The 12,428-nt window shown below is 52.6% G+C and carries 15 protein-coding genes; 14 read left to right on the top strand and 1 reads right to left on the bottom strand.

The features are described 5' to 3' along the window. The first annotated feature begins 138 nt into the window (after positions 1–138). The 14 genes from F0228_RS25020 (at position 139) to traN (ending at position 12,223) form a co-directional block, all read left to right on the top strand. The gene (locus F0228_RS25020) at positions 139–342 is read left to right on the top strand and encodes a TraY domain-containing protein (protein WP_171763005.1); all 204 of its coding nucleotides are present in this window, start codon (positions 139–141) and stop codon (positions 340–342) included. Between the two features lie 365 nt (positions 343–707). Further along, positions 708–905, top strand: a complete 198-nt coding sequence (locus F0228_RS25015; RefSeq protein WP_076645893.1) for a hypothetical protein — start codon at positions 708–710, stop codon at positions 903–905. Between the two features lie 472 nt (positions 906–1,377). Then, complete coding sequence (gene traA, locus F0228_RS25010; protein ID WP_069593581.1) at positions 1,378–1,671, top strand: type IV conjugative transfer system pilin TraA; 294 nt, start codon at positions 1,378–1,380, stop codon at positions 1,669–1,671. 18 nt (positions 1,672–1,689) lie between these two features. Next, positions 1,690–1,992: a type IV conjugative transfer system protein TraL gene (gene traL / locus F0228_RS25005; protein ID WP_016768463.1), complete on the top strand. Its 303-nt coding sequence runs from the start codon at positions 1,690–1,692 to the stop codon at positions 1,990–1,992. Between the two features lie 8 nt (positions 1,993–2,000). Then, entirely contained in the window at positions 2,001–2,570 is a 570-nt protein-coding gene (gene traE / locus F0228_RS25000) for a type IV conjugative transfer system protein TraE (RefSeq protein ID WP_016768462.1), read from the top strand. Then, entirely contained in the window at positions 2,567–3,310 is a 744-nt protein-coding gene (gene traK, locus F0228_RS24995; protein ID WP_171763004.1) for a type-F conjugative transfer system secretin TraK, read from the top strand. Before traE ends, traK begins: the two co-directional genes overlap by 4 nt. Beyond that, entirely contained in the window at positions 3,300–4,769 is a 1,470-nt protein-coding gene (locus F0228_RS24990) for a TrbI/VirB10 family protein (protein WP_171763003.1), read from the top strand. Before traK ends, F0228_RS24990 begins: the two co-directional genes overlap by 11 nt. Before the next feature lie 9 nt (positions 4,770–4,778). Next, complete coding sequence (traV, locus tag F0228_RS24985) at positions 4,779–5,144, top strand: type IV conjugative transfer system lipoprotein TraV (RefSeq protein WP_171763002.1); 366 nt, start codon at positions 4,779–4,781, stop codon at positions 5,142–5,144. Positions 5,145–5,146: 2 nt separating this feature from the next. Then, on the top strand, positions 5,147–7,729 hold the full coding sequence (gene traC, locus F0228_RS24980; RefSeq protein WP_076645890.1) for a type IV secretion system protein TraC: 2,583 nt from the start codon (positions 5,147–5,149) through the stop codon (positions 7,727–7,729). Continuing rightward, positions 7,719–8,054 carry a TrbI F-type domain-containing protein gene (locus F0228_RS24975; protein WP_171763001.1) on the top strand — a complete coding sequence of 112 codons (336 nt, stop codon included), beginning with the start codon at positions 7,719–7,721 and terminating at the stop codon, positions 8,052–8,054. The genes traC and F0228_RS24975 overlap by 11 nt, the downstream gene beginning before the upstream one ends. A gap of 8 nt (positions 8,055–8,062) precedes the next feature. Then, positions 8,063–8,728: a type-F conjugative transfer system protein TraW gene (traW, locus tag F0228_RS24970; RefSeq protein ID WP_171763000.1), complete on the top strand. Its 666-nt coding sequence runs from the start codon at positions 8,063–8,065 to the stop codon at positions 8,726–8,728. Then, positions 8,725–9,738, top strand: coding sequence for a conjugal transfer pilus assembly protein TraU (traU, locus tag F0228_RS24965; RefSeq protein WP_171762999.1), 1,014 nt, complete (start codon positions 8,725–8,727; stop codon positions 9,736–9,738). The genes traW and traU overlap by 4 nt, the downstream gene beginning before the upstream one ends. An 89-nt stretch (positions 9,739–9,827) precedes the next feature. After that, the gene (gene trbC, locus F0228_RS24960; protein WP_171762998.1) at positions 9,828–10,523 is read left to right on the top strand and encodes a type-F conjugative transfer system pilin assembly protein TrbC; all 696 of its coding nucleotides are present in this window, start codon (positions 9,828–9,830) and stop codon (positions 10,521–10,523) included. Beyond that, entirely contained in the window at positions 10,520–12,223 is a 1,704-nt protein-coding gene (gene traN, locus F0228_RS24955) for a type-F conjugative transfer system mating-pair stabilization protein TraN (protein WP_171762997.1), read from the top strand. The genes trbC and traN overlap by 4 nt, the downstream gene beginning before the upstream one ends. Here traN and F0228_RS25775 read toward each other — a convergent pair. Continuing rightward, on the bottom strand, positions 12,209–12,428 hold a 220-nt coding region (locus F0228_RS25775; RefSeq protein WP_216619395.1), incomplete at its 5' end, for a hypothetical protein. The two genes, traN and F0228_RS25775, sit on opposite strands and share 15 nt — an antisense overlap.

The raw sequence follows: 12,428 nt of genomic DNA, 5'->3' as shown, positions 1-12,428 counted from the left end.
TTAATATAAATTTCATAGTCTTTATATTTATTTAATCGCTCAATTCTTAGCCGCACCCTCACCACCCATCTAACTTTTCTATTACTTTTCAATAACTTAAAGTGGTGCGTATTATGTCCATTATGTTAAATGCAAGCAATGAGTGACGCCGTTTTGAGCCAAAAATCATCCAGCCCTAAAGGTACACACGTCAACGTGAAACTCTCAGGCAAACATAACCAAATTCTGGAGAGCTCAACGGCTCACAATCGCCGTACAAAACGCGCGGAAGCCCAAGCTCGCCTAGAGCACCACCTTGATGTGTTCGGTGTGAACTGGGAAGTACCCAAAGATAAACCGTAATTTTTTCAAAAAAAAGATCCCCGAATGGGATCAATGACATCAAAACGATTGTCGATTTGCTCTTTAACAACTTGCGCCATGAACGACTTAACACGGAACTTGTTTTGTGTGGGTCACTCCGAGCAAACCAGTGACGGAGGACAGGAATTCACTGAAACAGACCTTATTGACCGCTATGGCGACCGGATGCATGACCTATAGATAATGGAAGTGCATAAGCTGGTATGGCTGAACTGTGTGAATGACCCGAAATGTGAATAAGCCCCGCCTACTGTCTCGGCGGTCAGGTAGAGACAATCTCCAAAGCCTACTTCTACAGTGGGCTTTGGAGAGAACCAAAATAAACCACGCAGAGGAGCGACCCCATGAAATCAAAAATGACCGCCATTCAAGAGCTTAGATTTTGGGTTGATGTCATCGAGCAAGCCGCTATTCCGGCCAACGGGGAGCGTTTAACACAAGACGAGCAAGGTGCGCTATCCCAAACGTATCGTGCTCTCGCGCAAACTGCGCTCTACGCAGCGGACAAGCATAACAACACAGGAGAAAGTTCAATTAACTGAGCAATCACCGTGCGCTAGGCTTGGCCATTCACTCGCTTTTGGCTGCGATAAACGAGGCTAAGCCTCTTGTTGAGACAAAAGGAGTACCGCGTCAACGGATAGGGTAAATGTTTTTCAATGCTCACTGACCAGACAGAGGTTTACCCCTGAAAACGGCATAGAAAACCGTCTGTTCACAGTCAAACTGTGAGTGATGCCAACACTTAACTCACTGGGGAGTCAGTCTTGTAAGCGTCTCGCCCAAAACACTCTGTGTCCTATCGACCGTCAGTGAGCATTGAAAAGCCAAACCGCATTAAAAATACCTTGCCTTCTTGTCTATCCGGCAAGGAGATAATACGGGGGGAACCCCTCCTTTATCTATTCTCTTTTGCGCTTAACCGCGTGAGTAAACTCTTCCGGTCTTTCGGCTGGTCGCTTTTTGGCGCCGCGTCGCGGCGTCTTGTTCTCTTAGAAACAAGGAAACTTTCCTATGCAAGTCAAAAAAACACCCCTTAAACCCCTGCCATGGCTGGCAGGCGTGGCCATTCTATCGGTTGCCCTGGCCCAGCCCGCACTTGCCGCCGACTTATTTGCCACGGGTAAAGACATGGTGAAAGAAACCGCGGGCGATGATTCGGGGATTGAAACCGCGATGCTCGGCTTTTCCGCGCTCAGCGCGGCGGTGGTCGGCATTACATCGCGCAACTGGTTTGGCGCCGTCGGTGGCTTTGCGGGCGGCATGATGTTCTGGGAGGTGGTGAAGCCACTGGTTGGCTTAGCGTAATCATAAGGCGGCGATGACATGGAAAATAAAGCGCAGTATTACGCGATCCCTAAGTACCTCAATTCAGGCAAACGCCTGTGCGGCCTTCCAAGAGAAGAGCTCCTTCCTGCAGTGTGCATCTTTGCGCTTGGCTTTTTTGCCAAACACTACGCGATTGGTTTTGTCCTCGCGGCGGCTTGGTTTATGGGATTGAGGTACATAAAAACGCAATACGGTGAACACATCGTCGCCTACGCCCTTTATTGGTGGGGCAGCGCTTCGATTAATCAAATGCTGTTCAAACATACCCCACCGGCGATTAAACGCTATTGGTTGTCTTAAGGAGTCGTATGGAAATTTCGAACAAAAAAGACCTGTTGGCGATGAGTAAGATGCTCAACGTGTTTTTGGCGGTGGGCTTTTTTACCGCCAGCTTCGCCTGTGTGGTGCTCGCAGCGGCGTTGACCTACCTCTCACTCAAAGAGAGCCGAACGCTGGTTCCGCCGACGCTCTCACAAGCGTTTTCGGTGTCCAATGGTGATGTGGATGAGTCGTATTTGATGTTGATGGGCAGTTACTTCTTGCACCTGAAATACGACATCACCCCCGCCAGCGTCTCCCGTCAATACGGGTTACTTCTCGATTATGTGCCCGCTGAGTCCTGGTCGGCTGTTCAACCGACCTTGCTGTCGGACGCGCAACAAATCACGACCAGCAACATCTCCAGTCGATTTGTGGCGGATAAAGATGGCGCCTTAGTGGCGTTGGGAACGATGCAGTTTAAACAGACCGGCACGCTCTACAAGTCTGTGGGTGACCGCGACTTAGCGCCTGAAAAAGTCACGTATGTCGTGCAAATGGCGTATCCCCATGGGGTACTGGAGCTGATTGGCATTAAAAGAGAAGGAGAACCCTCGTGAAACGCCTGCTGACCTTAGTGCCGTTACTGGCGGCCTTATCAAGCCCGTTATCGCTGGCCGACAATGTGGCGAAACGAGAAATTGATTTTAACGATGGGGATACCATCCCCGTCACCCTGTCTTCCCTTAACATCAACCGTTTGATGGTCAAGGACGATAAAATCGTCAACATCACCTGCCCCAGTGGCTTTTGTACCACGACCGCCAATCAAAAGGATAAGACGGGCTCGGTGTCGCTGAAAATCAACATTCAATTGCCGTTCAATGTTCACGTCACGACCCGTAAGGGGCGGGTCTTCTCCCTGTTTGTGAGCCCTAAAGCGACGCCGTCGGTGGTGACGGAGTTTTTACCTTCGGACAGAGCGCGTCAACAACCTTCAGTGTTCGACCGTGCGTTTGATTACCCCTCAGCGCTGGCCGAATTCACTAAGCAAATGATGCATTGGCAATTCGATGGGACGCCAGTTTCCGGTTTCACCGTGCATCCGGTCGACCCTGACACGTTACCGCCTGACGAGGGCGCTTTACCCCTTATTCCGCAAGTGGTGTTTGTCGGGCAAGACTACTCGGGGATCATTTACGAGGTCCAAAACCGCTCTAATGAGACCGTCACGTTGACCACGGCGCAGTTTTACAGTTACGCGGCGCGCAGTGCGGCGCTCGACCGTTTAACGCTTGGCCCCAACGAGAGCACTCAGCTTTACTTGGTCACGGGTGGAGGGGTGAGCGATGTTCGATAAATTCAGAGAACGCTTTTTTAGCGATAAAGAGGGCGATTTTGACCGTGGCGGAGACATCAACGCCGAGACCACCAAGCGCAATCAACACATTACGTCCGTGATTGTCTTGTTTCTCGTGTTGGCTGTCCTTGGGGTGTACCAGTACACCCGCCCTAAAACGGTCAAAGTGGCGCCCACGACAGCGGTGGAGTTTGGGGCCATCGTGGATAAAGGCTTCACAGAAAAAGACAATCAGTCGGCCCTCACTCAGCAACAGATGTTGATTGCCACGCTCACCAAAGAGATGCGCGATCTGAAAGGGAAGATGCAAGGGTTTAAAAAAGAGACCGAGCAGCGTATCCGCAGCGCCAAGTTGGACACGGCGTCTTTGGTGGAAGACAAGGTGCGGCGTGAAATGCAAAGCACGGTGGACGAGCTGAAAGCGAAGATGGCGGCGATGCAAAGCCCGGCCTCACCGCCTGTGGATGGGTTCAATGATGGCGGTGAGGCCGCGTATCCCCTGGTGGGTGGCGATGAGACGTTTGGACAAGCGAGGCTCCCTCCTCGGCCTTTGCCTTCCTCAGACAACAACCCCAACCTCGACACTCTGGCTTACCCCCCACGCCAGCAACGCTCCTTTGCTCAGCATCAGTTTGATAGCACCGATTTTTCGTGGCAGGAAGAGACCGAAGCGCCCCGCCGAACCACGGACAATTATGTTCCGACGGGCACGTTTGTCACGGCGGTCGTGACGGGCGGCGCGGACGCGAATGCGGGCGTTTTAGGGCAAGGCGATACCACCCCCATGGTCTTTCAGACCTTGAACAACGGCATCTTACCCAATGGTAAGCCCTCCAAACTCAAAGATTGCACCATCACAGGGGCGACCTACGGGGAGATCTCATCGTCACGGGGCATAGTTCGGACTCACCGCATGAGCTGCATCTTCGACAATAAAGACATTTTAGACGTGGCGGTCAAAGGCACGGTGTTCAATTTTGGTCGTAACGGCATTCGCGGTACCACCATTTTAAAAAATGGCAAAGTGGTACAGATGGCCGGCATCTCTGGCATTTTGACGGGGCTTGGGGAAGCCGGTAAAGGTTTGTCGGAAACCACTTCTACCTCGGCGCTTGGCTCAACGAGCAGCGTCTCGGGCCAAGACATTGGCCTCAATTTGTTGGGGAATGCCACCGCGTCGGTGGGCGCGAAGTTGGCCGATTACTACATCGGGCTGGCAGAGATGTATCACCCCATTGTTGAAATCAATCCAGGCTCGGTGGTCAACATCGTCTTTCTGGAGGGGTTCCCGCTCGATCCGCTGGAAGCGGCCGAGTATGAACAGGCCCAAGCCCAAGAGCAGTCCTCTCAATCGAATCAACTCATGGAAGTGATCAGCAACGTGACTCAGAACCCATTAGCGAACCAAATCAACGCGCAAGGCATCCAAGTGCCGTCGTCGCCGTTTGGTCAAAAATAAGGAAACGTCATGCACAAACTCATTGTGTTTTTACCCTTGTTGCTCGGTGGCTGCGCGGCAGGCCTGGGCGAAGATTTCAGTTGTACGCAGGTGGGCGGCACATCCGGTTGCACCACCATGGATGAGATACGGCGCCAACCGATGGGGCCCTCCCCAGTGTCTGCGGCGCAGGGGGCCCCTGACAATATGTTCTTAACGTTGCCACGGCGCGATCGTCAAGGGGTGCCTAAACGCACTCAAGATACGGTGAGAAAAATCACCATTTTCCCATTCACGGACACGCTCGGGCATTACGTCGACACCACGGATATTTACGTGATACTCGATGAAAGTCGTTGGTCTGGGCGTCCCGTTAATGCCATCTGGAAGGATTAAGCATGCTCAGTCAACTGTTGAAACGTAAACCTTCGTTGGGGCTTGGCGGTTTAGTCGCCGACGCCAATCAGCATCAAAACCACTTCCATCATGAATTGCCGTACCGCGACTTTGATGCGCAGACCCAACTCTTTCATAACCGAAAATCGTATGGCTTTGCGCTTAAGCTGACGGTGCTTGGCGGGGCCAACGACGAATTGGTGATGTCGCTCAACAAGATGGTAATGGATTTCCCTCAAGGCGATAAATGGGATTATCAGCTGTCGATGTTTGGTCACAATCGAGTCGCGCATTACTTAGAAGCCAATGGGGACATCATGGCCAAGCGAGGCGGCATTTGCCAACGTTTGGCCGAAGAAGAAGTGCGCTACGCGGGGTTTTCTGCGGCGAAAGGTTTTTTCCACCGTCAGCGACATAAGTTTGATTTGCGCGATTACGACGCGTATTTCTTCGTGTCGACGAAAGAGAAAAAGACCGACAAGTTGGATGATGTGCGCGCGGCGATGGAAACGGCGCTGTTGCAACTCGGTGTTGAGACCGCGCGGGTCGACCCTAAAGGGCTCATTACCTTTGCAGGTGATCTCTTGAACTTTGATGCCAAGCAAGACCGCCCGATTGAGCGTGACTACAACCCATTCGACCCTATCAACCGCCAAGTGCTGTCGCCGGATACCGAGATGATCATCAAACGGGATCACATTGCAACACGTCACACCAATCCTTTCGGTCAAGAGACGCGCGGGCGCACGGTGTGCATGGGACTCTCTAGAGCCCCCACCGACTTTCGGTTGTACGCGATGCCCGAAGCGTTTGCGTCGATTCGTAATGTCTCGCGCATGTTGACGTGCCCACATGTGTTGTCGTTGAGTTTTCGTCACAACGTCACGGGGAATTTTGAGCACGAGAACAACAAGAAAATTAATGATTTGACCAAAACACTGAAATCCCCGATGGCCATGTTTTCGCCCACCGCGGGTGAAGAGTTGGAAGAGCGCACGGCCTTGCAAAAGGGGTTGGCCGACAAAGCAACCTCGGTGTGCTCGATGGTGTTGAACTTGACCTTGTTTACCCATAAAGCGCAGCAGCGCCACGATGTGCAATCGGCCAAAGAAGCGTTTTCGGCTACGGGACTCGACATCAAAGAGCAAATCATGATGCAAAGTCAAAGCGTGCTCAGTGCGCTGCCGTTTTTAATGAGCGAAGGCGTGTGGGAGGATTGTGGTCGAGCGGGTCGCGTCCGAACGTTAAAAAGTGCCAACGTGGTCAATTTCTTTCCGATGGTGCTCGATTTTAAACGCCTGGTCAGTGGCATGTTGCTGCCGACGATGCGCGGGCAAATCTCGTTTTTTGATCCCTTTCATTGTGGCAGTGACAACAAAAACATCGCCTTAACCGGCGGCTCGGGGGCGGGAAAAAGCTTTTTTACCCAGGGTTTGGTGCGCAGCGTCTACGCCAAAGGGGGGAAGTGTTGGATCCTCGACAAAGGGGACAGTTACAAAAAGCTCACCCTAATGCTCGGGGGCACCTACCTCAATCACACCAATATTTTCCTTAATCCGTTTACCCATCTAGAACAAGTCAAAAACAGCGCGCATCACGAGCCGGTCGACGGAGAGAACGTCGACCCGATGAAAGAAGCGCTCAGCAACATCACCGCCTTGTTCGCGACCATCGCGTCGCCTCATGCTGAATTGGAAGGCTATCAGATGGCGGTGCTGGGTGACGCCATTTTACGGGCGTGGGAGGACAATGGCACGATAACGATTGTGGATGACGTCCAAGCGCAGTTGTTTACGTTGGCCGATGAACATGGCCACGATCGCCGTATTCGAGACATCGCCGTACAACTGAATAAATATTGCGCAAAGGGCATTTATGGCGACACGTTCAATAAGCCTTCAATGCTCGATCCCACGGTGGATATCACCACCCTAGAGCTTGAAGGGTTCCCTGAAGATGTGCTGCGTCCGGTGGTGTTTGCGCTGATTGTGTCCATCAACCAGCAGATGTACCTCTCAGGCTCTCGCTCAACCCCCAAAATGTGCATCATCGAAGAGGCCTGGAGCTTGATGTCAGGCACCAATGCCCAGACGCGCAGTTTCATTAACACCGGTTATCGAACCGCGCGTAAATTTGGGGGATCATTTTGTACGGTGACCCAAGGTATTGGGGACTTTTTTGTGAACGAAGAAGCGCGCGCCTCTTACGATAATTCCGACATTCACATTACGCTGCGCCAAGGCGAAGGCTTTGAAAAGTTTTTGCAAGACAACCCCAAGGCGTTCAACGAAATGGAACAAGGGATCATCAAAAGTTTCCCACGAGCTGGGGACGCTGGGTACAGCTGCGTGCGCATCAAAGCCGGTGGCCACACCACCTATCACCGCGTGTTTTCCGATCCGTTTACGCGAGCGTGCTACAGCACCGAAGCGACCGAATTTGAATACTGCGAAAACTTAGTGAAACAAGGCATGCCGAGTATCGAAGCGATAGAAGCGACCGCGCAACATTTCTACGGTCAAGAAATCGCCGACTATCAGCAAGCGCTTCAACAAAAAGCACAAGGGGTTTCCCATGACGTTTGATTTACACGGCCTATTTATAGTGGCGTGCGTGAGTATTGCCTCCTCGGTGGTGACCACCTTAGCGCTGGAGTCGCCGCCTCGCTTAGTCAGCATGGACGTAAAAAGCACCCTCGACCAATACCATAAAGAATTGCTGAAATCCCCCCTTTCTCTGCCGGAGCAAACGGATAAATTGGCGCACTTTGCCCACGTCATGAACGAAGAAGTGGCACGTTACGCCACTGAGCAAGGGCAAGTGGTGTTGGTCAGCGCCGCGGTCGTCGGCGGCACACCGGACATCACCGCGCACATCCAACGTGCCATTGTTGAGCGCTATGAGCAGTAGGAGTCAGTATGCGACACCTGATGATGGTCTTCGCCCTGCTGCTTTCGTTAGGGGCGGTGGCGAAGGACTTAGGTCGAATGGGATCGACGTTCCCGATTGGCGAAATCGACATGCTGACGTGGATAGAGGCGCGGCTTAAACACTTTGAGACAACGGGTAAACTTGAGCAAATGCAAACCGAGTTTGCTGAGCAAGTGAAACAAAGCGTGGAAACGCCGCCGCCGCTTTCCTTATCGACCACGACCACCCCAAAAACGTTTTTGGTGGATCCCAGCATCACCGTGCCCAAGGATTTAACCGACGCCCAGGGGCGAGTCTTTGCCAAAGCGGGGACGCGAGTGAATCCCTTTGATACCCGCACTTGGCCAACGGGCGCAAAATTACCGCAGTTTGAGTATTCAAACGTGCTGGTTTTTTTTGATGCGCGTGATGCCAAGCAAGTCGAGTTCGTGGCCAACCTAGAGCACGCCAAACCCCTTCGCTACATTTTAACCGGTGGTAGCCCTAATCAAGCCGCTAAACGATTCAATACCCGTATGTACTTCGACCAACAAGGGACGCTCAGCGACCGGCTTCACATCCAAGCGGTGCCCAGTCTTGTCGAGCAGTCGGGGCACGCATGGCGCATTCAAGAGTTTGATGTGCAACACATTGTGGTGGGAGCGAAACCATGAAAATATCGTCTTTCCTCGGGTTACTGACTCTGTGCGGCGCCTTGCTGGTCAGTTCGACCGCGAAGGCCGGAGGACCCGCGTGCGTCAGCCGATTTATCAACCCCATCACCGACGTGTGTTGGAGCTGCCTATTCCCGATGACGCTGGGCTCTGTGCCCCTTATTCCGTCCATTTACCCTGACACCAACAACCCCACAATGCCGATCTCTTTTTGCCCAAAACCGCCGCCGATTTTCATGCAAATTGGGTTAAACATTGGTTATTGGGAGCCGTACGCGCTGACCGATGTGACGCGGGTGCCCTATTGCATGGTCAATATGGGAATGCAACTGGCCGGCGCCAATCAGCAAAAACTCGGTGGTCGAACCACCGCGCGCGATTCCGGTTCGAGTGATGGCGGTTTTTATCACGCGCACTGGTACAAATACCCCCTCATCTACTGGCTGCAATTGATGCAATCGGCGGCGTGCATGGCCACCGATAACTTTGATGTGGCCTACCTGACCGAGGTCGACCCTCTGTGGGATGACGACGAGCTGGCGTTTATCTTAAACCCCGAAGCGATTTTGTTTGGTAACCCCATTGCGCAGTTAGCGTGCGTACCGGAGTCCATTGCCACCACGACCAATGTGGTGCTCCCGTTTGATTTTTTGTTTTGGTGTTTGGGCTCTCAAGGCAGCGCTTACCCGTTAACGGGCAACACCAACTATCGAGACACCCCGATACAAGCGGGCACGCTGATTATGGAGCGGCTCAATTACAAGTTGCACCGGCAAGGGATGGTGTGGGAGACGCGTGGAGAAGATGGGGCGATCTGTTACCAGTACCCGACGCCAATCTTACCCAAGTCTCGATACCGCTATCAAATGAGCGCGCCGATCACGGACGCCGCATGGTGTCACCCTTACACCACGACGACCACCATTTGGGAAATGGGCCACGATAACCCCACTACGGGCGATAACTTCGGTTACGTTCAATGGCGTAAGCGCAATTGCGTGTTTCTTTAACCTGAGCTCGCTTTTGGCTGGGTAGGCTTGCCTGCCCCGTCAAAAGGAGTACCACGCTTGCGTGGAGCTTTTATTTATTTGAGGTTTTTATGTCCCCCTTGCTCTCCCTAGTCGCCACGGCTGCCTTGTGCGCGGCGACGCTGTGTCACGCGTACACTCAAGAAGAGCTTCAAGCGTTCACCGAGCTTGAAAAAACGATGGTGCAAACAGCCATGCCGTCAGAGCTCGAACGTCATCTTCAATCCCAGCAACGCGCCAGCGATGAGATAGTATCTGATGCGAAAGCCATGGCACGTTTTTGGCAAGACAAGCTCAAGCCGCAACACCTTAAGCGCGTCATTGATATTCCCGAGCCAACGCAAAACCCCAAAACTGCCCCAACGGGGGTTATGGTGTTTGTGTCTTTGACCATGCCAGAGGCGTCCTTGCGCGCGCTTTTAAAACAAAGTGAGCAATGGCAAGTGCCTTTGGTGATACGCGGTGTGTTGCCAAGCGGCTTTCCGGCGACCGCAAGGCGCATTCAATCGCTACTGAAAACCCATCAACCAGACCAACCCATCCAAAGTGGTTTTGCCATTAACCCTGAGTGGTTTCGGACCTTTTCGGTGACTGAAGTGCCAACGTTTGTGGCGATAAAATCTGGGAAGTGCTTACCCAAGCAGCCGTGCAATGAAACGGACTATGACCTCATTAAAGGCAACCTCTCGATCCCCGATGCGCTGAATCAATTGGTTCGTGGTGACAATCCCGAGGTGGTGAATGCCGTCTTAAGGAGGCAGCCGTGAAACACGTTCTATTGATCGCGAGCCTGGCCATCGTTAGCGGCGCATTCGCAAACCAAGGCGACCATTATTACGACAATGTGGATTGGGTGAAAAGCGCACAGAAAAATATCCCTTCAACGGCGAAGGGGAAGCTCGATGTGGGGGATTACTGCGCGGGGCAAGGGTGTGACAATGATCTGCGTAACCCTGAGCAGGCTCAGCTGAACGACGGCAATATGGACGCGAACGCGCGCACTCATTATCAGTCCAATGATAAGGCGCAAGCCGTGCAAACCCGTTTTGATAAAGGCCGACCGGATGTGAAAAGCGACCCCGCGTATGAATTTGCGCTCATGGTCCAGGATAATGCTTATGAGATATCTCATGGCTTATCCAATCAATACGTGGATTGTGACAACGCGACGCAATGCGTCATCGATGACATTCCCAAAGTGTGTCGTCAACCGACCAATAACACCGTGCCTTGCACTAAAATGCCGACGTTCACCGCGGTCACGTCTCCTGTGATTTACAGTTGCCCATCAGGGTGGTCTCGTCATGGGCGATTTTGTAAAAACACCCGACAAGAGTGTCGCTATGATTCTAGAAATTATGTTGAACGCTCTTGTGGTGATTTCTCTTTTCACTGGCAAGGGGCTGGGTTTGGGTTTTGGAAACGTGGTCATTCTCGATACCGCTCAGAGCAGGGGTGTGGAAGAGAGAACGGTACTGATTACCGCGAGAAATATGAAATATGCGGCAACATTGAACAACAAGTCCTTGCGACCCTATCTTGTCGTGGTGGTTATACGCTTTCAGGCGGTAACTGCATCAAAAACACCGTGCGTTGGACCACTCATTGCAATCTATTAAGTGAGTGTAAAGTCGTGTCCCAAACCTGTGTCGAGGGGCGAGGCACACGCCGTATTAACGGCGTGCCCACCACGCTCGATTGCTGGAAGTACCAAGTTAACCACCAATGCACGCGGGACAATACGTGTAATGCGCTGCCGACCGATTGCACCACCACCGCGACGCATTGCAGTGCCAAACAAAAAGGCGTGTGCATCGAGGAAGAGCTCCAAAAATCCTGCCCAGAGAAGCGCTGCAGCGCCACCAACTTAACCTGTGGCGAAGAAAGTTTTTGTCTCGACGGTGATTGCTATGCGGGCACGCCTAAGCCCTCCAGTGATTTTAATGAATCGGCGGCGGCTTTAGCGGCGCTGGCCAAAGCGGCAGAAGGGCTCGGTGATCCGCCTCTCATCTTTACTGGGCAAGGTCAGAAGTGCACTAAAAAAATGCTCGGCATTTCGGACTGCTGTAAAGATGGCGGTTGGGGCACCGATGTGGGGCTCGCTCAGTGCAGCGAAGAAGAAAAAGCCCTGGGTAAAGCGAAAGATGACAAGTTGACCATTTATCTCGGCAGTTACTGCGCAGAAAAAGTGCTCGGGCAATGCTTACGCAAGAAGAGAACCTATTGCGTGTTCGACAGCTTATTGGCGCGCATTATTCAAGAGCAAGGAACGCGCGACCAACTGGGATTGAGCTTGGGCACCGCTAAGGTGCCCATCTGCGGGGCGATCACCCCAGAGCAGATGCAGCAAATTAACTTTGAAGATATCGATTTCTCGGATTTCTTTGGTGAGATGAACAGCAACACCCACTTGCCGTCCAGCCAAGAAATTCAACATCGGTTATCCAGTGCTTTAGGAGATCCATAACGTGATGCCCTCTTTTTCGACCCCTTTGGTGAGGGTCGCCCTGATGTTGGGAGTGATGGGCGCGTTCAGCGCCCAAGCCTCGTCTAACCCGCAAGGTTGGAAGTGGTATAACGAGCCCCATGCGGCCCCAACCTTAACCCCGCCGCCCCCAAAACCCCTTGAGCCCAATACCACCACGAGGATCATGAGCGCTACCGAACAGATG

Source organism: Vibrio sp. 99K-1, from assembly GCF_013114585.1.
Taxonomy (GTDB): Bacteria; Pseudomonadota; Gammaproteobacteria; order Enterobacterales; family Vibrionaceae; genus Vibrio; species Vibrio chagasii_B.
The sequence above is the reverse complement of the archived record's forward strand: the minus strand, read 5'-3'. Positions and strand labels throughout refer to the sequence as shown.

Coding starts and splice junctions, on each gene's coding strand:
- trbC (WP_171762998.1), top strand. CDS start 9,828: ATGTCCCCCTTGCTCTCCCTAGTCGCCACGGCTGCCTTGTGCGCGGCG.
- traL (WP_016768463.1), top strand. CDS start 1,690: ATGGAAAATAAAGCGCAGTATTACGCGATCCCTAAGTACCTCAATTCA.
- traW (WP_171763000.1), top strand. CDS start 8,063: ATGCGACACCTGATGATGGTCTTCGCCCTGCTGCTTTCGTTAGGGGCG.
- traU (WP_171762999.1), top strand. CDS start 8,725: ATGAAAATATCGTCTTTCCTCGGGTTACTGACTCTGTGCGGCGCCTTG.
- traV (WP_171763002.1), top strand. CDS start 4,779: ATGCACAAACTCATTGTGTTTTTACCCTTGTTGCTCGGTGGCTGCGCG.
- F0228_RS25015 (WP_076645893.1), top strand. CDS start 708: ATGAAATCAAAAATGACCGCCATTCAAGAGCTTAGATTTTGGGTTGAT.
- traE (WP_016768462.1), top strand. CDS start 2,001: ATGGAAATTTCGAACAAAAAAGACCTGTTGGCGATGAGTAAGATGCTC.
- F0228_RS24990 (WP_171763003.1), top strand. CDS start 3,300: ATGTTCGATAAATTCAGAGAACGCTTTTTTAGCGATAAAGAGGGCGAT.
- traA (WP_069593581.1), top strand. CDS start 1,378: ATGCAAGTCAAAAAAACACCCCTTAAACCCCTGCCATGGCTGGCAGGC.
- F0228_RS24975 (WP_171763001.1), top strand. CDS start 7,719: ATGACGTTTGATTTACACGGCCTATTTATAGTGGCGTGCGTGAGTATT.
- F0228_RS25020 (WP_171763005.1), top strand. CDS start 139: ATGAGTGACGCCGTTTTGAGCCAAAAATCATCCAGCCCTAAAGGTACA.
- traC (WP_076645890.1), top strand. CDS start 5,147: ATGCTCAGTCAACTGTTGAAACGTAAACCTTCGTTGGGGCTTGGCGGT.